Source organism: Ruegeria sp. CDSC021 (assembly GCF_059610845.1).
On the sequence record NZ_JBXWOK010000003.1, the window covers coordinates 150520 to 173720 of the forward strand.

Sequence of the window (23201 nt, forward strand, 5' to 3'; positions counted from 1 at the left end):
ACGAGTATGAAGAAATTTGTGATGGCCGGTTTGGCTGGAACTATTGCAGGCCTGATTGTAACGACGCAGATCGCCGGTCCGTTGCTTGCCCAAGAAGCCGAAAACAAGGCCAGTGTCTATGAACAGCTGGATCTGTTTGGCGATATTTTCGAACGCATCCGCGCGCAATATGTCGAAGAGGTTGAGCCCGAAGACCTGATTGAGGCGGCCATTGACGGTATGCTGACCTCGCTGGATCCGCATTCCAGCTATCTGTCGCCGGATGATGCCGAACAAATGCGGGTCCAGACCCGTGGCGAGTTTGGCGGTCTGGGTATCGAAGTCACGCAGGAAGAGGGCTTTGTCAAAGTTGTCTCGCCGATCGACGATACGCCTGCGGATGAGGCCGGGATCGAAGCCGGAGATTTCATCACCCATGTCGATGGCGAAAGCATACTGGGCCTGACCCTGGACAAAGCGGTCGATCTGATGCGCGGGCCGGTGGGCTCGGAAATCGTGATCACCGTTGTCCGCGAGGGTGAACAGGAACCTTTTGACGTGCCTATCATCCGCGACACAATCAAACTGACGGCAGTACGCGCGCGCACCGAAGGGACCAGTGTGGTTCTGCGTGTGACCACCTTTAACGACCAAACCTATCCCAACTTGCAGGAAGGTCTGGCCGAGCAGATCGAAGAGGCCGGAGGGATCGACAAGGTGAATGGTGTCGTTCTGGATCTGCGCAACAATCCCGGTGGTCTGCTGACACAGGCAATCAAGGTTTCGGACGCATTCCTAAACGAGGGTGAGATCGTATCAACCCGTGGCCGCGATCCAAGCGATGGTGAGCGTTTCAACGCAACAGTGGGTGATCTGGCAGAAGGAAAGCCGATTGTCGTGCTGATCAATGGCGGGTCCGCCTCGGCATCCGAGATTGTAGCCGGCGCGCTGCAGGATCATCGCCGCGCAATCGTTGTGGGAACCAAAAGTTTCGGCAAGGGCTCGGTCCAGACCGTTATGCCACTGCGGAGCGATGGTGCGATGCGTTTGACCACGTCGCGTTATTACACGCCATCGGGCCGTTCGATTCAGGCGCTTGGTGTCAGCCCCGACATCATCGTCGAACAACCCCGTCCAGCCCCGGAGACCGAGGAAGAAGAGGCCAATGGGAACACCCGTTCCGAGGCTGATCTGCGTGGCAGTCTGAACAATGACAGCCTGAGCGAGGATGAAATCCGCCAGATCGAAGAAGATAGGGCCAAGGCCGAAGCCACCGCCGAATTGCGGGAAGAGGATTACCAGCTGGCCTATGCCATCGACATCCTCAAGGGGCTGTCAGCCTTCAACCCGGACGGGCCATCGCAATAAAGAAGCCGGGCCGCCTGACAGGCGGCCCTTTTCCTGATGGGGCCGCTGCCGATCGAGGTAAGGTGGCTGATTAGAGCCCGATGCCACCTATGTTGTCTCCCAACCAACGTCCGCTCTGTGAAAAGCTAGTCAGAAAAACACATCTTGTTTCCATCCAGGTCTCGAACGTATGCAGAGAACTTTGGCCCGCGTTGGTTGGGGGGCCCCTCACAATCACCCCCGAGATCTGTGGCTAAAGCGTGCAGCCTTCTGACTTCTGCTTCGCCACCAACGCAAAATCCAACCATCGTTCCATTACCGTTAGTGGCCGGCAACGTGTCGAAGGGTTTGGCCACGGCGAAGGCAAAATCCTTTCCAAGCCAGTAAGTCATTCTTTCTGAAGGCGACATGCTTTGGAGACCCGATTGCGAAAACAGTGTGTCGTAGAAGGTTCTTGCAGCTGCCATGTCATTCGTTCCGACAACAAAGTAATTCATTTTCATCGATTTAGCTCCTGCAAGTGAGTGGCCTGCGTCAGGCATTGGTTTCAGTGACCCAAGCTATATCGACTAATGTGCCATTTTATGTCTTATTTGATTCATGGCACGGGCTAATACACACAACAGACTGAGGCGATTGGAATTGCTTGCGGTTCAACTCAAGCAAGATGCCCATTGTACGGTTAGAGACTTGGCGCAACAGCATGGTGTCAGCATGCGCACGATAGCCCGCGACCTTGTGCTTATGCGGGACCAAGGCATGCAGATAGACGCTGATCGCGGTCGTGGAGGAGGTGTGCGCCTCGACCGCAACTGGGGCGTTGGTCGCATGAACCTGACATACGCTGAGGCGGTCGATCTGCTAATCAGCATCGCTGTCGCAGAGCAGATGAAATCACCAATGTTGCTTGCGAACTTGGCATCGGTAAGGCGGCAGCTTGTGGCCTCGTTTTCACCCGAGAAACGCAACAAGGTGAACCAGCTCAAGTCCCGTATTCTCATAGGCGTCACGGCTTCGACTTATGTTCAAGCCAGCGCGAGCGCCCCACCAAAAAGGATTGTGCAAGCGGTTCATCAGGCTTTCGTCGATCAAAAGGTCTTGGAGCTGCAATATCAAAGAGAAGACGGTGTTATTTCCAACCGGCAAATTGAGCCTCAGTATCTCTTGTTGAAGTATCCCATTTGGTACGTCGTTGCGATCGACCGTCTGAGAAACGAACCAAGGACATTTCGGTGCGACCGGATGCTTGGGGCCTCAATGGGCGAAACGCGCTTCAAGCTGCTGCCGAAAGAAAAATTTCAACCCTCATTGGTAATTGATGATTCTTCGATGTGATCGGGTCATGGCCAACCGTATGCGGACAATGACGCCTGAATTATAGGCACGCACTTCTACCGCCTACTGAGACCGGCGAAAGACTCGTTTTAGCATATCAAGCTCTGCTCGCATCAGGTCCAGTTCGGCGCGCAGGTCATCGGCGGCGGCGTTTCCTGCAATGATCGAGAACCCGCCCAGTTTAAGCCCTGAAACGGAATCTGAGATTACAAAACTGTGGACCCCGTCAGACAGGGCCACATCAGGCACCTGTACACAAAGCTCCCACCCGGTGTCGGCTGGTGACAGGTGAACCTCATCCAGCGCGTCACCACGGTAGGACACGCTGATCTCGGGCTGCGTATCGGCCTGCAGGTGGCCCATCCAGGTGCCATTTTCCAGGCCCAGTGATGTGAGTATCAGATTAGTCATGGCTGGGTTCTCATAAATCGGCGCGATGGTGACGACAGACGGTCAGGTCCTGCAACACTATCCGGTTCATCCGAGGATTATCCAGAATGATATCCAGCCAGACTTTGTCCATGCGGCGTTCATTCAGTGGTAAATGTGCAAGATCAAAATCCACGCTGTTTGAAGGACCAGTGGGATCAAGTTTGCGCAGAACCTGTTCGGCGTTTGGGCCGTGTCGAATATTGAGCCGCGCGAACAATTCCTGTGGGCGTTCGGCCTCAATATGGCAATCGACTCGGATCAGATGCTGCTGCGTCAGCCCTTGCACAGCCTCTTGTGGAAGCTCGATAGAGAGAGAGAGAAATGATCCCTCGAACCCAAAAACCTCGACCGCCAAGCTGAACGGTGACAGATCATGCTTGCGCGTGTTCCTGATCTGGCGCGTGCTGATTTCCTGGCGCGGACAGTCGTGAAACAGCGTTGCCTCATCGTTGATACGTGCCTTACGCGGGGCCGAGGCGACACCGGGGCGGGGCTGAGGATAGCGCCACAGCTCGGGCCTCCAGCTCCAGTCGGTGCCCAACGGTTTCGGGAAATGGGTTGATCCCGCCACAGGCCGTGTAAGGCGGCTGTTGGCCTGAAGGATCAGCGCATCCAGCTCGGATCGCAAGCGACGTGCATCATCACGCTGCAGCCGCAATTCAGAAAGCACAGCCTCGGGCGCTGCCCGGGCGTCCCGCTGCCAGCGCGTAAGTGCTTTGCGGTGAATATAGCGATCCAGTAGCTTACCCATGATCCCAATCTATTGCTCCACACATCTTTTGTCGGATATCCACCCGAGGATAAAGCCGATTTGCATCATAGCGTCGGTAAATTACCGAAAATGTGAACACGCTTTTGGCTAGGCAGCAAAGTTGTGACCTGTTACGGAGTGCGCCGTTCTTGCAATCGACCCGGTCAGTGCGTACCGTCTGACACCTGATTGCAGTGGACCATCCGTTACAACCCTATAGCAATATTTCCGAGGCAAAGACGGGGCATGGAACCCACTCTATTCGCATTCATCTGGAAGCATTCCAAGAAACAGCAACTGGTATTGTTGCTGCTGACATTGTTTTCTTTTCCCTTCCTCTATGCATCACTGGAGCTGCCCAAGCAGATCATTAACGATGCGATTGGTGCACCAGGCAGCTCGGTAACTTTCTTAGGAGTTACGGTGACGCAGGTGCAGTATTTGTTGATTCTGTGTCTGGCCTTTCTGGCGACGGTCATCGCCAGCGGTCTGATGAAAATGCGGATCAACACGATGAAAGGTGTGTTGGCCGAACGCATGTTACGCCGACTGAGGTACATGCTGATCCACCGAACTCTGCGGTTCCCGAAATCCTATTTTGCCACCACCAGTCAGGGCGAGTTGGTGTCGATGATCACGTCCGAGGCTGAACCGATGGGCGGCCTGATGGGAGATGCGATCGCACAACCTGTATTCCAGTTTGGTCAGATGATGACCATTGTGACGTTTCTGTTCATGCAAAGCGTGTGGTTTGGTCTTGCAAGTATTGCGCTGATCCCGCTGCAGGCTTGGTTGATCCCAAAATTGCAGCGCCAGATCAACCTGTTGAACAAAGACCGAATCCAGGAAGTTAGGCGCTTGAGCTCAGAAATCGGCGAAAGCGCAGCCGGGATCAGCGATCTGCGCACCAACGGAGGCTGGCGGCACAGATTGGCCCAGTTCAGCCATCGTTTGGGAACTTTGTTCGAGATCCGATTCAAGATCTATAACAAAAAGTTCTTCATGAAGTTTCTCAACAATCTGATCACTCAGATGACCCCGTTTCTGTTTTATTCGGTGGGCGGATACCTGGCGATCACGGGCGAGGTAACAGTGGGCGCGCTGGTGGCGGCACTGGGAGCATATAAGGATCTTAGCGGACCTTGGAAGGATCTGCTGACCTATTACAATCAGGTTCAGGACATGTCGTTGCGGTGGGAAATCGTGACCGAACGCTTCGCACCCGACAACATGGTGCCCGAAGAGCTGTTCGAGGGCGAGCCTGATTCCATTCCGCATCTGACTGGCGAGATCAAGCTGCAGAATATTACCGTTCGGGATAACGATGGGAAAACTGTTCTCGAGGATATAGACCTCGTCATACCCAAAGGGGCCCGCGTGGCCATCAAATCCTCGAATGCGGCCGAAAGAGGGGCATTGGCTCAGCTGCTGACCCGCGAATTGCTGCCGGTTCAGGGCGACGTCACGATTGCCGGGCATGACATCCAATCCTTGCACCAATCCGTCATCGCGGCGCGGATCGGATATGCCTATTCTCGACCATATCTGTTTGATGGGTCGATTGGGGACAACTTGATGATGCCCCTGAAAACACGCCCTCAGCATGAAGCCGACGCCGCCAGGGCCCCTAGCCGCCGCCAGATCGAGGCCGCGCGAGCGGGGAACTCGGTGGATTCGCTGTCAGATGAATGGATTGATCCCGGTCTGGCCGGGCTCAACAACACCGACGACATCCAGGATTGGTGGTTCAAGCTGGTCGAGGCGATGGGAACGGATGAATTCATGTTCCGCCGTACCCTGCGCAGCCAGTTGAATCCGGATCAGCATCCCGAGTTTGTGCAAAATATCATCGACCTCCGTGGCCCCATCCATGACAAGTTGGTGGAAAAAGATTTGGACCGCTTTGTCTACCGGTTCGATCCGGACAGGTTCAACCCAACTGTGCCTTTGGGTGGCAACCTTCTTTATGCAGCACCGTCGCAGGAAATCTCGCCGGACATTTTGGCCGGCGATAATCGGTTCATGCAAATGCTGCGTACACATGAGCTTGATGACGACGCGCTGAGTATCTCAAGCGCTGTTCTAGAAACGCTGAACCATGCTTTTGGGCGGGACGGAACCGACCATCCGCTGTTCCTGCGCCTGGGCTTGAGCAAGGATATGTTCCACCGGCTGCTGGCGATCGAAGACAAGCGCAAGGCAAAAGGAGTGGACGAGCTGTCGCAGCGCGAACACGCCTTTCTTCTGACTGTTCCGTTCCTGCTGACCGCCGAACAGATAGGCCCTGATTTCCCGGATGAATACAAACAGAAGATTCTGAAAATCCGCACTGAACAGGGCGAAAGGCTACGTGGAAGCCTGCAGGAGATATTTGTACCGGTCACACCGGACACATACATCGCGCGTATGACGGTTATGGAAAATGCGCTTTTCGGGCGGGTGTCTGTGACGGCGGGAGCTCATGCTGACGAGATAGAGGATGTGGTTGCCGAAGTGATCAATGCCGCAGGTCTGCGCAGACAGGCAGCGGCCATCGTCTATGATCTGTCCGCAGGGCTGGGTGGGAACAATCTGACAACCGTCTTTCAGGAACGAATTGCCTTCTCGCGCGCCGGGATTAAACGGCCGGATTTGCTAATCCTGGATAGAGCGTTGGCCAGCCATGACTCTGAGAGCCGTTTACGCACCCGGTTGAAACTGCGCGAACTGCTGCCCGATTCCATCATGATTTTCATGGAGGACAGTTTCGCCCATCCCGAGGCCTATGATCTGTTTGTTGAAATCAAGGATGGCCGCATTGACGGTGTCTCGAAAACGCAGCTCGAACAAGAATCCGGCACCACCGCTGACCTCAGCCGCAAGCTGAAGATTATCTCATCAACTCCGCTTTTTGCCAATATCGACGGTCGCAACCAGAGATTGCTGGCGTTTTCGGCGCAGTGGTATGATGCTGCCGCGGGTCAGGTCATTTTCTCTCGTGGGCAGGCGCCGGATGCGGCCTATCTGTGCATTTCGGGTCATGCGAAGCTGATGTGGCACGAAGAGGACGGTTCGACCCGGTCCATATCTGTCATTGAACCCGGGCGCCTGATCGGTGACCTGTCTGTTATCACCGGTGAGACCAGGCAGTTGGATCTTGTGGCAGGCGAAAACTGTTCATTCCTGCGGATTGGTGCAGTGGAACTGCGCGCGGTGATCGAAAGCGATGCAAGCGTTGCGGTTCAGTTGCTTGAAACAGTTGCCGGATACCTGACAACCATTTCGGAAAAGATCAACGCCACCAAAGCATCGACCTTGTTCTTCGATGATGAGGACCAGACCGAAAGTTCCCACCAGAATGTCTGAAATCCGCGCGCCCTCTTACGCCCCGCATGAGCAACTGGTCGCCGACGCACGCGACAAACCACAGCTGTGGCGCCTGCTGGCCGGCCTGGCAACAATCGTAGTCGTTGCAACCGTCTTCAATCTGATCCTGTTTGCAGTCGTAACCGTGGCCGGACCGCAGGAATGGGCCAGCGGGTTGATGAACGGCTCGACCCCGATCTCGATGGTGATCCTGCTGTCAAGCTTTGGGTTTGTCACATTTGGTGTGTGGACCGCAGCGCGACAGTTTCAGAAGCGGTCCCTGGGTTCTATTTTAGGGACTCGGGGCAAAGCGGCCAGACAGTTCTGGCTTGTGCTGCGCGCCCTGATGGTGCTTGGCGTGGTTATCGTAACCGTGCCGCACGTCATTTTGGGCGCGCCGCTTGTTCAAAACCTGTCCTTTTCGGTTTGGCTGGTATTCCTGCCTCTGTCGCTATTGGCTGTGTTTGTCCAAATCAGTGCAGAGGAGCTGCTTTTCCGCGGATATATGCAGCAAAGCCTGGCGGCGCGATTTCGTTCTCCGATCATCTGGATGGGGGTACCGTCGCTTCTATTCGCGGTGGGGCACTATTCGCCCGATGCGGCGGGCGGCAATGCAGAGTTGCTGGTGCTGTGGACTGGTCTGTTTGGACTTTTGGCTGCGGATTTGACCGCGCGGGCGGGAACCCTGGGCCCGGCCATAGCGCTGCATTTTTTCAACAATGTCATAGCGCTCTTGTTTGTCTCGCTACCTGACACCCTCAGCGGTCTTGCCTTATTTGTACTGCCCTTTGATATGACCGATACTCTGACATTGCGGCAATGGTTATATGTGGATTTTGCCGTGATGATTGTCAGCTGGTTTATCGCGCGCCTTGCGCTCAGGCGCTGATTGCAATTCTTTCCGTAGCGTCTTATGTGACGTCAACGCCGTACTAGCAAGGTTCCGACATGAACTGGATCACAAACTACGTCCGTCCCCGGATTAATTCGATCTTCTCACGCCGGGAAGTCCCCGAAAACCTTTGGCACAAGTGTGACGAATGCGGCACGATGCTGTTCCACCGCGAATTGGCGGAAAACCAGAATGTCTGCACCCAATGTGATCATCATATGGCGATCACACCGCGCGACCGGTTCGGGCACCTGTTTGACGGTGGTATATTTACCGAGGTCGATGTTCCCGCTCCCAAAGATGATCCGCTACAGTTCCGGGACCAGAAGAGATACCCCGACCGGATGAAAGCAGCGCAGAAGAAAACTGGCGAGCAAGAGGCGATGCTGGTCGCCAAAGGTGATATCGGACGTACGCCGATCGTGGCAGCGGCCCAGGATTTCTCGTTCATGGGCGGTTCGATGGGTATGTATGTCGGCAATGCCATCATTGCGGCCGCGCAAGAGGCAGTGAAGTTGAAACGCCCGCTGATCCTGTTCTCGGCAGCGGGTGGCGCGCGAATGCAGGAAGGCATCTTGAGCTTGATGCAGATGCCGCGAACCACCGTGGCGGTTGAGATGCTGAAAGAGGCAAAACTGCCCTATATCGTTGTACTCACCCATCCTACCACCGGAGGCGTGACCGCTTCTTATGCGATGCTGGGCGACGTCCATATCTCGGAACCCAATGCGCTAATCTGCTTTGCAGGCCCGCGCGTGATCGAACAGACCATTCGGGAAAAGCTGCCCGAAGGATTTCAGCGCGCAGAATACCTGCTGGACCACGGAATGCTGGACCGGGTAACGAAGCGTACCGAAATGCGTGACGAATTGATCACGATTACCCGCATGCTGATGAATCAGCCTCCTGCGGTCAAAGGTGATTTGCCCGCGCCCACCCCCGAAGCCCCAGAGAAAGACGCGGATCAGGAATGACTTCGCCATCGTCAGACGTCATCCTTGATCGGATGATGGCGCTGCATCCCAAGATCATCGACCTGACGTTGGATCGGGTGTGGCGTTTGCTTGCCGCACTGGAAAGCCCTCAGACCAAATTGCCTCCGGTCGTTCATATCGCAGGGACAAATGGCAAGGGGTCTACGCAGGCTATGATCCGCGCCGGTATGGAAGGGGCGGGGAAAACGGTTCACGCCTATACCTCTCCGCATCTTGCCCGGTTTCACGAGCGTATTCGGCTGGCAGGTGAGTTGATTTCGGAAGCCGAACTGACAAACGTCCTTGATGAGTGCTATGCCGCCAATGGTGGTGAGAACATCACCTATTTCGAGATTACGACCTGTGCGGCCCTGCTGGCCTTTGCCCGCAAACAGGCTGATTATACCTTGCTTGAGGTCGGCCTTGGCGGGCGCCTGGATGCAACAAACGTGGTGCACGAACCCGCCGTGACGGTTATCACGCCGGTTTCCATCGACCATGAACAGTTTCTAGGCGACACGTTGGGCAAGATCGCAGCCGAAAAAGCCGGGATCATCAAGCCGGGCGTCCCTTGTATCGTCGGCCCACAGCAGGACGAAGCGCTTGAGGTCATCGAATATACAGCGGCCCGTCTGGGCGCCCCATTGCTGGTACACGGTCAGCACTGGCATGTGACCGAGGAAAACGGACGTCTTGTGTATCAGGACGAAATCGGGCTGCGGGATCTGCCGCTGCCCAACCTGCTTGGCGCACATCAAATTCAGAATGCGGGTGCGGCAATAGCGGTATTGCGCCATCTCGAACTTGGTGATCAGGCCTATGAGGCCGCCGTTACCAAGGCCGAGTGGCCAGCACGGATGCAGCGTCTGAAATCCGGCCCGCTTGTTGAACAGGCCGCACAGGCCGAGCTGTGGCTGGATGGTGGGCACAATGCCGCCGCGGGAATTGCGCTTGCTGAAGTGCTGAGAAAATTACCGCAATCTCCGACACATTTGATCTGCGGAATGCTCAACACCAAAGATGTCGCTGGCTATCTTGCACCGCTTGCCACGCAGGCTCAAAGCCTGACCGCAGTGTCGATACCGGGTGAGGCCGCGACGCTTAGCGCTGAAGATACGGCGCAGGCTGCTGACCAGGTTGGCATGAAAGCCGACACAGCAGAGAGTGTATCCGCGGCCCTGCAGAAAATCACAGACCAAGACCCTCAGGCCCGTATCCTGATTTGCGGATCACTCTATTTGGCGGGCAACATCCTACGGGAAAACGGATAGGTCTTCACCTGGCGGAGGTACCTTGGGGAAGGCGCGCAAAACGTGACGGGGCAGCGCCCCTATGCCCCCCAATCTTCGGCTTGCATCTCGCGCAGTCGCGAGGCAGTGCGTTCGAACTCGAACGTCCCTTCACCCTCGACATACAACATCTCGGGCTCTGCGGCCGCCGAACAGATCAGGCGTACCCGCGCCTCATACAAGGCGTCAATCAACGTCACAAAACGCTTGGCCTCATTGAAATTATTCCGGGACAGGCGCGGGATGTCCTCCAGAACCAGAACTTTGACCGCCTCGGCAACGGCCAGATAATCTGCAGGGCCCAGCATCCGTCCGCACAGATCATAGAAGCTTGCTCGGGCTATCCCGTTCCGAAAGGCCGGCAATTCGACAGCACGGCCATTTACCTGCAACACCAGCGGTTCCGCCGCACCGCCCGCGAGATCGTTCCAGACGGATCGGATATTCTGTCGAGCCTCGGGGCCGATCGGCGTGAAATAGACTGGCGCACCTTCAAGACGGTTCTGTCGGTAATCAGTGGGCGAGACCAGTTCCCATATCTGAAGCTGCTCCTTGATATGCGCGATGAATGGCAAAAAGAGCTGGCGGTTCAAGCCGTTCTTGTACAATTCGTCCGGGTGCCGGTTGGATGTGGTGATGACCACGACCCCGCCAGCATGCAAAAGATCAAACAGCCGCCCGACGATCATCGCATCGGTGATATCGGTGATCTGCATCTCGTCAAATGCCAGCAGTTTTACGGATTTGACAACCGAGTCCGCGACCGGTGCAAGCGCATCCTCAACTCCGTCCTTACGAGCTTTATGCATTCCCGCGTGGATTTCCTGCATGAAAGCATGAAAATGGACGCGACGGGCGGGGATGTCGCCAAGCGCGTCGACAAACATATCCATCAACATCGACTTGCCACGACCAACTCCGCCCCACAGATAAAGTCCCTGGGGCGGCGGGGGTGTCTTGCGAAAGAAACCACGCTTAACCGGGGTAGCCAAGGCCGCGCGAATGCGTTCGAAATGCGGAAGGACAGCCTCTTGCGCATCGTCCCGCGTCAAAGTGCCATCGGCGATGCGTGTCTCGTAAAGCGATATCAAATCTGACATATCCCGAGGGATACCTTCACCTCTGGGCGTTGAAAAGCAGGCATTTGGAAGATGCATCAATTTTGCTTATCCGCGGCGTCAAAACTCCTGAATTGACCACGGTACAAATTTGGGTACCGTCGCGGCTCGGCCATTCCGAGGATTCAATGCCCCAACACGCGCGCCTGCTAAATCCGATCTTGATCGTCGGCTGCATCATTATCGCAGTCAGTTTTGCAGTGCGGGCATCCTTTGGCGTATTCCAGATCCCCATTGCGACTGAATTCGGCTGGCTGCGCTCCGATTTTTCGATGGCGATTGCGATCCAGAACCTCGCTTGGGGAATTGGACAACCCATTTTTGCCGCCATCGCCGAGAAGGTGGGGGATCGCCGTGCGATTGTGCTCGGGGCATTGACCTATGCATCGGGCATGGTGTTGTCGGCGTGGTCCGTTACCCCTTTCGAGCATCAGATGTACGCCTGGCTTGTGGGCTTTGGGATTGCCGGCACGGGGTTTGGTGTCGTGCTTGCCGTAGTTGGACGGGCGTCCTCTGATCATAACCGCTCTATGTCTCTGGCCGTCGTGACAGCGGCAGGAAGCTTTGGCCAGGTTTTGGGTGCTCCAACGGCGGAATGGCTTTTGTCTTTTATGCCCTGGCAACAGGTTTTCATCGTGTTTGCCGTTGCCATCCTGGCACTGGTCATGACTCTGCCCTTCATGCGCGCCCCCCAAGCCGCAACCAAAGCCGAAATCGAAGAAAGCATGGGGCAAATTCTGGGCAAGGCCTTCCGGGACCCGTCTTATACCCTGATTTTCCTGGGATTTTTCAGCTGTGGTTATCAGCTTGGCTTTATCACAGCGCATTTTCCCGCTTTCGTTACCGAAATGTGCGGCCCGATTCAGCCGGGTGGAATACTGCATTCCATTGGTATAACGACAACTTCCGCATTAGGGGCTGTGTCGATTTCATTGATCGGGTTGGCCAATATCGGAGGGACATTGCTGGCGGGGTGGGCCGGAATGCACTTTCCCAAGAAATACCTTCTGGCCTCTATTTATGCCGCCCGCACGCTTACAGCGGCGGCTTTCATAATCCTGCCAATCACGCCAATCACGGTTGTTGTATTCTCATTGGTCATGGGTTCGCTCTGGCTGGCAACGGTTCCACTGACCTCGGGGCTTGTCGCACATTTGTACGGGTTGCGCTACATGGGTACGCTTTACGGCATCATCTTCTTCAGCCATCAGGTCGGCAGTTTTCTTGGCGTCTGGCTAGGCGGCCGCATGTATGACCAGTACGGAGATTACACCTTTGTCTGGTGGGTCGGCGTGGCCATCGGCGCCTTCAGCGCCATCGTTCACCTTCCCATCCGCGAGAACCGGCCGCTCTCCGTCGCAGCCTGATCTAGCGGGCCTCTTCGCGGGTCAAAAGCCCCTCTGCCACCAACCGGTCTGCCCATCCTTGCGGGCCCTCAAAATGATGCGTTTGCCAGCCTCGCGCCTGCGCCGTTTCGATATTGTCGATCCGGTCGTCGGTGAACAACAACGCCTCAGGCGCCAGACCACAATCGACCTCTACCTTCTCGTAAATCGGGACATGCGGTTTCACGGTCTGCATGCGACCTGAAACATACAGCCGGTCGAACTCGTTGAGGAATGGATAGACCGTGGTTGCATACTCAAAATTCTGCACCCCGAAATTTGTCAGCGCAAAGACCGAGATGCCTTTGGCGCGCAGCGCACGTTGCAACCGTACCGAGTGGGGGATTTCGGGCGTGGCCAATTCGATCCATTTGTCGTGCCACATCCGGATTTCATCCCGCCATTCGGGATATTTATCAGCCCAGCCATAGATGGTGTCAGTGAAATGTTGCCCCTGATCAACAAGATCATTCATTCCATGCAGGTCAACCTCGGCAAACATGGCCCGGCGACGGTCTTCACCAATAACCGCGTCGTAGTACCGTTCTGGCTGCCATTCTATCAGGACATTCCCGATGTCGAAAACCACCGCTTCTATTGGCATGAATAATCCTTCTTAGAATCTCTGCTGGGGCTGACTGAATCAATCCTTGCTGCGCTTTTCAAGACAGGAACTGCAGCGCGCAGCGCTGCCCGGCCCAACCGGAGGGGACGCATCTCTGATGCGTCTGAGACGGGCGGGAAGGTCACGCCCTTAGTGCCGCCCGCAATTCCCGTTCCAACGCATCCAAAAACCGGGACCTATCGGCCTTGCCAAAAGGCTTGCCACCGCCCCCGGCGCCCAGAGGGTTTGCTGAACGCAGGTCTGCCATCAGGTCGCGCATCGCCAGTTGCTGACCAATATTGGCGGCGGTAAAGGCCTCGCCGTTGTGACGTAATACACGCGCACCTGCTTCAACACATTTCGCGGCTAAAGGAATGTCAGAGGTCACAACCACGTCCCCTATACCACAACGGTCTGCGATCCATTTATCGGCCTCATCCGCACCTGCAGACACGATCACAACCTGTACCAGAGGATTGGCCGAAGGCCTCAAGCCCCCGTTCGATACCAGAGCCATCGGAATCTTATGTCGGGTCGCTACACGCTCGGCCTCGGCCTTCACTGGACAGGCATCTGCGTCTATGTACAGGGTTGTCACGCTTTCTTTGCCTGTTTCTCGGCAGGCTTCTTCTTGACCTTGAACTCCTCAGGGATGGGCATCCGGTTAAACGCATCCAGACCAGCAATCTTATAGGCCTCGGCCAAGGTCGGGTAGTTGAATGTGTTTTGAACGAAATAATCCACTGTGCCTTTCAGGTTCAATACAGCCTGTGCGATATGGATAAGCTCAGTCGCGCCTTCGCCTACGATCTGCACACCAAGAACCCGGCGGGTTTTCAGTGAAAACAGCATCTTCAGCATGCCATGTTCCAACCCCATGATATGCCCGCGAGAAGTTTCGCGGAATCGCGCGACGCCGACCTCGTAAGGGATATCGCGCTCCTGTAACTCTTCTTCGGACATGCCGCAGGTGGATATCTCGGGCACCGAATAGATGCCGTAAGGGTACCAGGGGCTTTCCGGCAGGGTCGGGGTCTCCAACGCGTGACATGCCGCCACGCGCCCCTGCTGCAGCGAGGTTGATGCCAGCGAGGGATGTCCGATTACATCTCCGGTCGCATAGATATGCGGTACCGCTGTCTGATAGGTCTTGCGATCGACTTCAATCCGGTTGCGGTGATCGGTTGTCAGCCCGACCGCATCCAGATTCAACGCCGAGGTCGCGCCCATCCGCCCGGCGGCAAACAGCAACATCTCGGCCCGGACATGCCGTCCATTCTCGAGCGTCACTTCTACGTGGCTACCTCCATCTTCGATCTTTTCAACGGCAGAGCCCAGTCGCAAATCCACACCGTTTTCGCGGATTTGGTGGGTAAAGTCATGGATCAGCCGGCTGTCGATGAAATCCAGAAACGTCTCACGGGGTTCAATCAGGGTGACACGTACATCAAGCGCGGAAAACATCGTGGCATATTCCACACCGATTACACCGGCCCCGATCACGCATAGCGAGCGCGGTATCTCGACCATCTCCAGAAAATCATCGCCATCGACGATGGTCTTCCCGTTGAAGGGCACATAATCGGGACGATAGGTCTTGGTTCCGGTGGCGATCAGGAACTTTGCGGCGGACAGACGTGTGGTTTCGCCTGCGTCGGTTGCAACCTCAATCTCGTGGGGACCGACAAATCTTGCCAGACCATTTAAGGTTTCCACGTGGTTCCGATTGAACTGATGTTCCAGCACGTCGACCTCATGGTCCAGCGTCATGTGCAACCGAGCCTTGAGGTCTTCGGCCCGGATCTGATCCTTTACCCGGTACGAGCGCCCGTAAAAGCTGCGCTCGCGCCAGCCAGACAGGTTCAGCACTGTCTCGCGGAGGGTTTTTGACGGGATGGTCCCGGTATGGACCGAGACCCCACCCAACCGATCCTTGCGGTCGATAACCAGCACCCGGCGTTTCAACTTGCCTGCCTGAATCGCCGCCGAACGACCGGAAGGGCCGGACCCGACAATGATCAGGTCATAGTCGTATTTGCTCATGCCTCAGTCTCCATACAGTGCTTCGGCGTGGAAAGTGATGTGGTCTTCCATGAAGGTCGACACAAAGAAGTAAGAATGGTCATAGCCGGGCTGCAGACGGAAAACTGCCTGTTGGCGACGTTCGGCTATCGCCTGGGCCAGCGCCTCGGGGCGCAACAGGTCGATGAACTGGTCATTGTCGCCGGTGTCGATCAGGACAGGGCCGTCGAAACCGGTGTTCTTCATCATCAGCGATGCGTCGTGCTTGGCCCATTGGGCCGCGTCATCGCCCAGATATGCCTTCAGTTGTTTGCGGCCCCAATCGGCGCTTGTTGGGTTTGAAATTGGTGCAAATGCCGAAACCGATCGGAACCGACCCGGTAGGTTCATTGCCAATGTCAGGGCGCCATGGCCGCCCATGGAATGGCCGGTAATGGCCTGGCGGTCTGCGTCGATTGCAAAGGTTTCAACCAGCAGAGCGGGCAATTCCTCGGCCACATAGTCCCACATGTTGAAGTGCGGTGCCCAGGGTGATTGCGTGGCATTCACATAAAACCCCGCGCCCTGGCCCAGATCGTAGTCCTCGTGATCGGCGACGCCTTCGCCGCGCGGGGATGTGTCAGGGAAAACAAGGGCGATACCCTGTTCCGCGGCCCAGGCCTGCGCCCCGGCCTTGGTCATGGCGTTTTCATGGGTGCAGGTCAGGCCAGACAGATACCATAGAACCGGAACCGGGCCGTCCTTTGCCTCGGCGGGCAGGAACAGTCCAAAAGTCATGTCGCATTGGCAGGCAGCCGAGGCGTGGCGATAGACGCCCTGGACGCCTCCGAAACAAGCGTTTTCCGAAAGGGTTTCCATTTGGTTCCGTCCTTACGTTAGGTTCGCGCCATGGCTATCGTTACTCGGTCCGTGCGTAAAGTCTGTGTTCCTGCGGCCAGCGAGTATTTTTCCCTATCTGTGGCTTAGAATGTTCCGGCTATGGCAATCACCAGCGGCAGTGTCAGGATGCTGACCACGGTGGACAAGAGAATTGCGGCCGAAGCCCGATGGGGTGCGACCCCGTAATAGGCCGCCAGCATATAGACATTCCCAGCGACAGGCAGTGCTGCCGCTGCAATGGCAACCGAAGCCGAGAAGCTTTCCGCCGGGATCAGCCAGATTACGAAAACAGCAACGCAGAGCGGATGAATGATCAGTTTGCAAAAACTCAGCCAGGCAGCGATCTGAACACGCTCGGCGGATTTGCTGGCGAGCGATGCCCCTATCGCAAACAAGGCTCCCGGAGTGGCTGCCCCGCCCAGGATTGTCAGAAAATCGTTCAGTGGAACGGGCACGGGAATTTGGAAGGCTGACCACAAAAGCCCCGCTGAAATAGATACGATCATCGGGTTTTTGAGCAAACCGAGGCCAATCAACCTAAATGTTGCCGGCGTCAGCCGCCCATCGCGTCCGGCATTGATCAAAATCACGATCAGCGAGGAAAACACCACAAGGTCGACAGTCAATACCAGCATGACCGGGCCGATTGCTGCTTCGGTGAACAAAAGCGCAAGCATCGGCAGCCCCAGAAAGCCCACATTGCCGATCGCAGCGCATTGGGCCTCGACGGCCGAGGTTGGTATGTCAAGGCCGCGCATCCACGCGATCAGACTGGCCAGAGCATAAACCGTAAGCGTTCCCAGCAGATAGCCCGCGACCAATCTGCCGTCGAATATCTCGGCAAAGGGCAGGGTGGCGGCAAAGCGGAACAACATTGCCGAAAGCGCGAAATAGAACACGAATTTCGTCAGATAGGCCGTGGCTTCTTCCGAAAAGAACCGACTGCGCCCAGCCCAATACCCCAGGCCAATAATCGCAAAGAACGGCAGCGTACGCAGAAAAATATCAGCCATGGCCAGAGTGTTAGCACGGTTTTCTCTGGCGGCAACCCCTGGCCAATCAGGCCCCGCCGAACGACCTTCGCGGACTGACCTAACGGAAAAATTACCATAATCCCGCCTGCCCATGGCCGAAATCCTATGCGAATCGTTGTATCTGAACTGATCAGTTTATAGATTCGACGAATTCACCCCTGAAGGAGAGCGCATGTCCGAAGCAACTGCCATTTTGCGAACAGGCCGAAAATTTGATCAGGTCCTGCAAGGAGCCCGATCAGTGTTCATGGCAGATGGTTTCGAAGGAGCTAGTGTAGATGACATTGCGCGCGCGGCGGGTGTTTCCAAGGCGACTTTGTACAGCTATTTCCCGGACAAGCGTCTTCTTTTCATGGAGGTCGCCCAGAACGAATGCTGCCGTATGGCCGAGAATGTCGTTTCGATGGTTGACGATACAAAACCCGCACGCGAGGTGCTGACCATCGCTGCGACCCAGCTGGCCGCATTTCTGGTGTCGGATTTTGCGCAGCAGGTGTTCCGCATCTGCGTGGCCGAGCAAGATCGGTTCCCCGAACTTGGCCGCGCCTTCTATGAGGCGGGGCCGCAAAATGGCACCCGGCAACTTGCAGAATATCTGCAAAAAGCGGTGAATAAAGGCGAATTGGTTATCGAGGACCTTCAATTTGCCGCTGAACAGTTTTCGGAATTGTGCAAGGTCCGCCTTTGGCCCCGATCCACATTCGGCATTCAAAGCAGCTTTTCAGAGGCTGAGATTGAAGAGGTCGCGCTGCAGGCTGTCGACATGTTCATGGCCCGTTACGGCGCCTGACATTTGGGTCGGATCGACTCGATTCAAGATATGGATGTGGAGGTCGATCCCTGAAGCCCGCGGCATTTAGGATTGATGGCATTCAAGAGTTCGGACGCTCCTGCCCGGTGGCTTCGCCACTGCTTGGCTCTAATCGCCAAAGAACCGAAATCAGTTAGAAAACAGGCTCGACCAGGCGAATCATAACGCTGTACCTGCCCTCTTTTTTACTTCCTGATCGCTGGGCGGTGAACTCAGTTGACAATGGATTTTGTATTTTGGATACATTGGGCAGGGATTTCGCTGCGGTGACAGTCATCAAAGATTGTTCTGACTAGAAATTAGAACAACGCGAAAATCTGAAGAAAAAACATTTCTGGGAGAAACTCATGAAACTTAGATTGATGGCCGCAACTGCAGCGATTGCGTTGTCCAGTGCTGCGGCCCAAGCAAATACTTTGGTATATTGCTCGGAAGGATCACCCGAAGGCTTTGACCCGGCGCTATTTACCGCAGGGACAACCTTTGATGCCTCGTCACACCCGATTTACAACCGTCTGCTCGAGTTTGAGACCGGTACTACCAATGTTATCCCCGGTCTGGCGGAAAGCGTTGAGGCCAGCGATGATGGTCTGGAATATACCTTCAAATTGCGTCAGGGCGTCAAATTCCATTCGAATGACGAATTCACGCCGACGCGTGATTTCAATGCTGATGACGTGATCTTCTCGTTCATGCGCCAGAAGGATGAAGGCCATGCCTATAATCAGGTATCTGGTGGTACCTGGGAATATTTCCAGGGCATGGGTATGCCGGACCTGGTCGAGTCGATTGAAAAAGTCGACGACTACACAGTGAAGTTCACCCTGTCCAAGCCTGAAGCGCCTTTTGTGGCCAACATGGCGATGGACTTTGCCTCGATCCTGTCTGCGGAATATGCGGATGCGATGATGGCCGCGGGTACGCCTGAGAAGCTGAACACAGCACCGATCGGGACTGGTCCGTTCTCGTTTGTAGCCTACCAGAAAGACGCGGTGATCCGCTATGCGCAGAATGCTGACTACTGGAAGGCCCCTGCGGATGTGGAGAACCTGATCTTCGCGATCACGCCGGATGCATCGGTTCGCTATCAAAAGCTGAAAGCGGGCGAATGTCATATCATGCCTTATCCGAACCCGGCCGACATTCAGGCGATGCAGGACGATGCAGATATCAACATGTTGGAGCAGGAAGGCCTGAACGTCGGCTACCTCGCCTACAACACCACCATGGCACCGTTCGACAATCCGAAGGTCCGCAAGGCGCTGAACATGGCGATCGACAAGAATGCGATCATCGACGTCGTGTTCCAGGGCTCGGGCCAAGTTGCCAAGAACCCGATCCCGCCAACCATGTGGGGCTATAACGACGCCATCACCGATGACGCGTATGATCCCGAAGCGGCCAAGGCGATGCTGGAAGCCGAAGGCGTATCCGACCTGTCGATGAAGGTTTGGGCTATGCCGGTACAGCGTCCCTATAACCCGAATGCACGCCGTATGGCCGAGCTGATCCAAGCGGATTTTGCCAAGGTTGGTGTCGACGTCGAAATCGTGTCCTATGAATGGGGTGAATACCTGTCGCGTTCGAAAGATCTGGACCGTGACGGAGCCGTTCTGCTGGGTTGGACCGGTGACAATGGCGATCCAGACAACTTCCTGGCGGTTCTCCTGGGTTGTGACGGACGCGAAGCCTCGAACCGGGCGCAGTGGTGCCACGAGCCCTTCGAAGAGCTGATCCTCAAGGCCAAGCAGTCCACCGATCAGGCCGAACGCACCAAGCTGTACGAAGACGCTCAGGTGGTCTTCAAAGAGCAGGCGCCTTGGGCAACGATCGCACACTCGGTGGTCTTTATGCCGATGCGCAACGAAGTGCAGGGCTATAAAGTGCACCCGCTGGGCGGCCACATCTTCTACGGTGTGAGCGTCGAATAATTCATCACTTACCGACCGGAGCCGCCCGCGTGGCGGCTCCGGTTTCTTATTGGAGGTCGGCCCTGATGCCGAATTTGTCCGAGTACCGTCAACTGGCAAAGGACATGTCAGTTGATGCCGTGGCCCTTGTGCCCGGCCCGAATTTCACCCGCGCATTGGGAAAACCTTTCATGAGCCACGAGCGGCCCTTTGTGGTCGTGGTCCCCGGCGAAGGTTCTCCTGCGGCCATCGTTCCCAACCTTGAGCTCGGCAGTTGGGACCTGGTTGAATTTGAAGGCGCCGTTTTCGACTGGTTCGACCAGACCGGATATGATGACGCCTTTGCAGCCCTCGCCAAGCATATGCCGCTGACATCGCTGGCTGTGGAAGGGCAGGTGATGCGAGTCTTTGTGTCGAAAGCGTTTACCAACGCGTTACCGGACCTGCGGATTGTCGATGCCGAGCGTGAAATTTCTGGCTTGCGCATTATCAAGACAGAAGACGATATCGCAGCGCTTCAAGCCGCGATCGACATCTCTGAACGCGCATTAGAGCGCGTGATTGCGGATGTGCGCGTCGGTCAGACCGAATTGCAGATTGAACAGGCCTTGATTCAGGCGCTGTTTGCGGAAGGCGCCGCCTCGCTGGCATTTTCGCCGATTGTTGCCGCCGGGGATAACTCGGCGCGGCCCCATGGTAAGGCGCGGGCGGATTACCAGATCAAACCGGGCGATGCGCTTTTGTTTGATTTCGGAGCCCGCAAACATGGGTTTGCCGCCGACATCACCCGCACGTTCTTTGTCGAAGAGGTCTCGGACGAGGGCAGGGCGGTCTATGACACCGTTCTGCGCGCCAATCTGGCAGGATTCAAAGCCTGCCGTCCCGGTGTCACGGCGCATGATATCGACGATGCCGTGATCGGCGTTCTCGAAGCGTCACCCTATGCCGATCGGATCCGCACCAAAACGGGCCACGGTCTGGGCCGCGACGTTCACGAAGCGCCGTATATCATGCGTGGAAACGACCAGAAAATCCTGCCGGGCATGGTTTGGACAAACGAGCCGGGCCTTTACGCGCTGGACAATTTCGGCGTGCGCATAGAAGATGACGTGCTTGTTACAGGGGATGGCTGTCGGTCGCTAACCCACTTTCCCAAAGATCTCACAATCATAGGTCGCTGATGTTTGGCTACTTTCTTTCTCGTCTCGGTATGTTCATTCCGACATTTCTGGGTGTAACGCTTATCTCCTTCATGTTCATTCGCGTTTTGCCTGGTGATCCGATCATCGTCATGGCCGGCGAACGCGGAATGTCCGAGGAACGCTATCAGGAAATGGTGGTCAAACTGGGCTTCGACAAGCCGGTCCTCCAACAATATTGGGACTATCTGACCGGCGTTATGCAGGGCGATCTGGGCGAAAGCTTTGTCACCAAGAAACCGGTCTGGGACGAGTTTTTTGCCCTGTTCCCAGCGACGCTGGAATTGTCGATCTGCGCGATGATCTTCGCGGTGGCCCTTGGGTTGCCCGCCGGTGTCATTGCCGCAGTCAACCGGGGCAAATTCTTTGATCGGGCGCTGATGTCATCTGCGCTGGTGGGATATTCGATGCCTATCTTCTGGTGGGCGCTGCTGCTGATCATCGTGTTCTCGGGCAATTTGGGCTGGACACCTGTTTCGGGTCGGATCGACCTTCTGTATTACTTCCCCAGCGTGACCGGCTTTATGCTGATCGACAGTCTTTTGTCGGGGCAACCCGGGGCATTCACGTCGGCTGTTCGGCATTTGATTCTGCCAACGATTGTTCTGGGGACGATCCCGCTGGCTGTCATTGCGCGTCAGACGCGCTCGGCAATGCTTGAGGTTCTGGGCGAGGATTACATCCGTACCGCGCGGGCAAAAGGTCTGTCACCCACTCGGATCAACGGGCTGCATGCTCTGCGTAATGCGTTGATCCCCGTGATTACGGTGATCGGCCTGTCGGTTGGAACTTTGCTGGCTGGTGCAATTCTGACCGAGACGATCTTTAGCTGGCCGGGCATCGGCAAGTGGATGGTCGACAGCATCTTCCGGCGCGATTACCCGGTGGTGCAGGGCGGTCTTCTGATGATCGCCGTGATCGTGATGCTGGTGAACCTACTGGTCGATGTCCTTTATGGCATCATCAATCCAAAAATCCGGAGGCGGTGATGGCTGAACTATCTGCAAACGCACCCAAAACCGAAGACCGCCCAAGCGCCTTGCGCGAATTCTGGTTTTATTTCAGTGAAAACCGCGGCGCTGTGATTGGCCTGTGGGTATTCGCTGCCTTTGTCTTTTGTGCTGCCTTCGCACCTTTGCTGGCCCCCTACGATCCAACCGAACAGTTCCGCGAGCATATCCTGCAGCCTCCGGCGTGGCAGGAAGGCGGCAGTTGGGCCTTCCCGCTGGGGACTGATCCACTGGGCCGGGATATGCTTTCGCGGCTGATTATGGGATCTCGCTATTCCTTCTTTGTCGGTATCGTCGTGGTTTGTGTGGCCGTGTCAGGCGGTGTGGTTCTTGGCCTGCTTTCCGGGTTTGCACCCAAATGGGTCGACACGATGATCATGCGCGTGATGGATATTATCTTGTCCTTTCCGTCGCTGCTGCTGGCACTGGTTCTGGTCGCCATTCTGGGCCCGTCTCTGACCAATGCAATGATCGCCATCGCCATTGTGTTTCAACCACATTACGTGCGCCTCACCCGCGCCTCGGTTCTGGCCGAACGGCAAAAGGATTATGTGACCTCGGCCCGTGTGGCCGGCGCAAGCAAGGCGCGCCTGATGTTCAAAACCGTGCTGCCGAACTGTCTGGCGCCGATCATTGTCCAGGCGGCGCTGTCCTTCTCGACCGCGATCCTGGATGCTGCGGCACTTGGCTTTCTAGGCATGGGGGCGCAGCCGCCCACGCCGGAATGGGGCACAATGCTGGCCGAAGCGCGCGAATTCATTCTGCGCGCGTGGTGGGTGGTAACTTTCCCGGGCCTGGCCATTCTGGTCACGGTGCTGGCAATCAACCTGATGGGCGACGGTCTGCGCGACGCGCTGGACCCCAAGCTGAAACGGAGCTGACGAC

The 23201-nt window shown here is 56.1% G+C and carries 21 protein-coding genes; 12 read left to right on the plus strand and 9 right to left on the minus strand.

Translation table 11 applies throughout. The annotated features are described in order from the left end of the window. The first annotated feature begins 6 nt into the window (after positions 1-6). Positions 7-1347: a S41 family peptidase gene (locus tag AC2FGB_RS07610; protein WP_142636359.1), complete on the plus strand. Its 1341-nt coding sequence runs from the start codon at positions 7-9 to the stop codon at positions 1345-1347. Positions 1348-1472: 125 nt separating this feature from the next. Here the strand turns inward: AC2FGB_RS07610 and AC2FGB_RS07615 are convergent, their stop codons facing one another. Then, entirely contained in the window at positions 1473-1829 is a 357-nt protein-coding gene (locus AC2FGB_RS07615) for a VOC family protein (protein WP_496693762.1), read from the minus strand. 133 nt (positions 1830-1962) lie between these two features. On the opposite strand from AC2FGB_RS07615, the gene AC2FGB_RS07620 reads away from it, so the two are divergent. After that, positions 1963-2661 carry a helix-turn-helix transcriptional regulator gene (locus AC2FGB_RS07620; protein ID WP_496689311.1) on the plus strand — a complete coding sequence of 233 codons (699 nt, stop codon included), beginning with the start codon at positions 1963-1965 and terminating at the stop codon, positions 2659-2661. Between the two features lie 63 nt (positions 2662-2724). Here the strand turns inward: AC2FGB_RS07620 and AC2FGB_RS07625 are convergent, their stop codons facing one another. Together AC2FGB_RS07625 and AC2FGB_RS07630 are read right to left on the minus strand one after the other, a co-directional pair. Next, complete coding sequence (locus tag AC2FGB_RS07625; protein WP_142636351.1) at positions 2725-3072, minus strand: hypothetical protein; 348 nt, start codon at positions 3070-3072, stop codon at positions 2725-2727. A 10-nt stretch (positions 3073-3082) separates the two neighbouring features. Then, positions 3083-3844 carry a DUF6478 family protein gene (locus AC2FGB_RS07630; protein WP_271948884.1) on the minus strand — a complete coding sequence of 254 codons (762 nt, stop codon included), beginning with the start codon at positions 3842-3844 and terminating at the stop codon, positions 3083-3085. A gap of 246 nt (positions 3845-4090) precedes the next feature. Between AC2FGB_RS07630 and AC2FGB_RS07635 the strand changes: the two genes are divergently transcribed. Genes AC2FGB_RS07635 through AC2FGB_RS07650 form a run of 4 tightly spaced genes read left to right on the plus strand, consistent with a single transcriptional unit; the run spans position 4091 to position 10326 of the window. Next, entirely contained in the window at positions 4091-7189 is a 3099-nt protein-coding gene (locus tag AC2FGB_RS07635; protein WP_496693761.1) for an ABC transporter transmembrane domain-containing protein, read from the plus strand. Continuing rightward, positions 7182-8078, plus strand: a complete 897-nt coding sequence (locus AC2FGB_RS07640) for a CPBP family intramembrane glutamic endopeptidase (protein WP_496693760.1) — start codon at positions 7182-7184, stop codon at positions 8076-8078. The genes AC2FGB_RS07635 and AC2FGB_RS07640 overlap by 8 nt, the downstream gene beginning before the upstream one ends. Before the next feature lie 59 nt (positions 8079-8137). Beyond that, positions 8138-9055 carry an acetyl-CoA carboxylase, carboxyltransferase subunit beta gene (gene accD / locus AC2FGB_RS07645; RefSeq protein WP_142636339.1) on the plus strand — a complete coding sequence of 306 codons (918 nt, stop codon included), beginning with the start codon at positions 8138-8140 and terminating at the stop codon, positions 9053-9055. Continuing rightward, complete coding sequence (locus AC2FGB_RS07650; protein ID WP_142636338.1) at positions 9052-10326, plus strand: bifunctional folylpolyglutamate synthase/dihydrofolate synthase; 1275 nt, start codon at positions 9052-9054, stop codon at positions 10324-10326. The genes accD and AC2FGB_RS07650 overlap by 4 nt, the downstream gene beginning before the upstream one ends. A 59-nt stretch (positions 10327-10385) precedes the next feature. Here the strand turns inward: AC2FGB_RS07650 and zapE are convergent, their stop codons facing one another. After that, a complete protein-coding gene (zapE, locus tag AC2FGB_RS07655) occupies positions 10386-11444 on the minus strand; it encodes a cell division protein ZapE (RefSeq protein ID WP_496693759.1) in 1059 nt (352 codons plus the stop codon). Between the two features lie 146 nt (positions 11445-11590). On the opposite strand from zapE, the gene AC2FGB_RS07660 reads away from it, so the two are divergent. Further along, the gene (locus tag AC2FGB_RS07660) at positions 11591-12829 is read left to right on the plus strand and encodes an MFS transporter (protein ID WP_496693758.1); all 1239 of its coding nucleotides are present in this window, start codon (positions 11591-11593) and stop codon (positions 12827-12829) included. 1 nt (position 12830) lies between these two features. Here the strand turns inward: AC2FGB_RS07660 and AC2FGB_RS07665 are convergent, their stop codons facing one another. The 5 genes from AC2FGB_RS07665 to AC2FGB_RS07685 all read right to left on the minus strand — a co-directional run bounded on the left by AC2FGB_RS07665 (position 12831) and on the right by AC2FGB_RS07685 (position 17365). Further along, positions 12831-13451, minus strand: coding sequence for an HAD family hydrolase (locus AC2FGB_RS07665; RefSeq protein WP_496693757.1), 621 nt, complete (start codon positions 13449-13451; stop codon positions 12831-12833). A 142-nt stretch (positions 13452-13593) separates the two neighbouring features. Next, positions 13594-14049 carry a YaiI/YqxD family protein gene (locus AC2FGB_RS07670; protein WP_142636329.1) on the minus strand — a complete coding sequence of 152 codons (456 nt, stop codon included), beginning with the start codon at positions 14047-14049 and terminating at the stop codon, positions 13594-13596. After that, the gene (sthA, locus tag AC2FGB_RS07675) at positions 14046-15494 is read right to left on the minus strand and encodes a Si-specific NAD(P)(+) transhydrogenase (RefSeq protein WP_496689328.1); all 1449 of its coding nucleotides are present in this window, start codon (positions 15492-15494) and stop codon (positions 14046-14048) included. Before sthA ends, AC2FGB_RS07670 begins: the two co-directional genes overlap by 4 nt. Before the next feature lie 3 nt (positions 15495-15497). Beyond that, a complete protein-coding gene (gene fghA / locus AC2FGB_RS07680; protein ID WP_142636325.1) occupies positions 15498-16331 on the minus strand; it encodes an S-formylglutathione hydrolase in 834 nt (277 codons plus the stop codon). Between the two features lie 104 nt (positions 16332-16435). Then, on the minus strand, positions 16436-17365 hold the full coding sequence (locus AC2FGB_RS07685) for an AEC family transporter (RefSeq protein WP_142636323.1): 930 nt from the start codon (positions 17363-17365) through the stop codon (positions 16436-16438). A 193-nt stretch (positions 17366-17558) separates the two neighbouring features. On the opposite strand from AC2FGB_RS07685, the gene AC2FGB_RS07690 reads away from it, so the two are divergent. From AC2FGB_RS07690 to AC2FGB_RS07710, 5 genes are all read left to right on the plus strand, one after another. After that, on the plus strand, positions 17559-18176 hold the full coding sequence (locus AC2FGB_RS07690) for a TetR/AcrR family transcriptional regulator (protein WP_142636321.1): 618 nt from the start codon (positions 17559-17561) through the stop codon (positions 18174-18176). Between the two features lie 368 nt (positions 18177-18544). Beyond that, a complete protein-coding gene (locus AC2FGB_RS07695) occupies positions 18545-20128 on the plus strand; it encodes an ABC transporter substrate-binding protein (RefSeq protein WP_142636319.1) in 1584 nt (527 codons plus the stop codon). 65 nt (positions 20129-20193) lie between these two features. Beyond that, entirely contained in the window at positions 20194-21288 is a 1095-nt protein-coding gene (locus AC2FGB_RS07700; protein WP_142636318.1) for a M24 family metallopeptidase, read from the plus strand. Beyond that, complete coding sequence (locus AC2FGB_RS07705; protein WP_142636316.1) at positions 21288-22295, plus strand: ABC transporter permease subunit; 1008 nt, start codon at positions 21288-21290, stop codon at positions 22293-22295. Before AC2FGB_RS07700 ends, AC2FGB_RS07705 begins: the two co-directional genes overlap by 1 nt. Next, positions 22295-23197, plus strand: a complete 903-nt coding sequence (locus AC2FGB_RS07710) for an ABC transporter permease subunit (protein ID WP_185956667.1) — start codon at positions 22295-22297, stop codon at positions 23195-23197. Before AC2FGB_RS07705 ends, AC2FGB_RS07710 begins: the two co-directional genes overlap by 1 nt. Positions 23198-23201 lie beyond the last annotated feature (4 nt).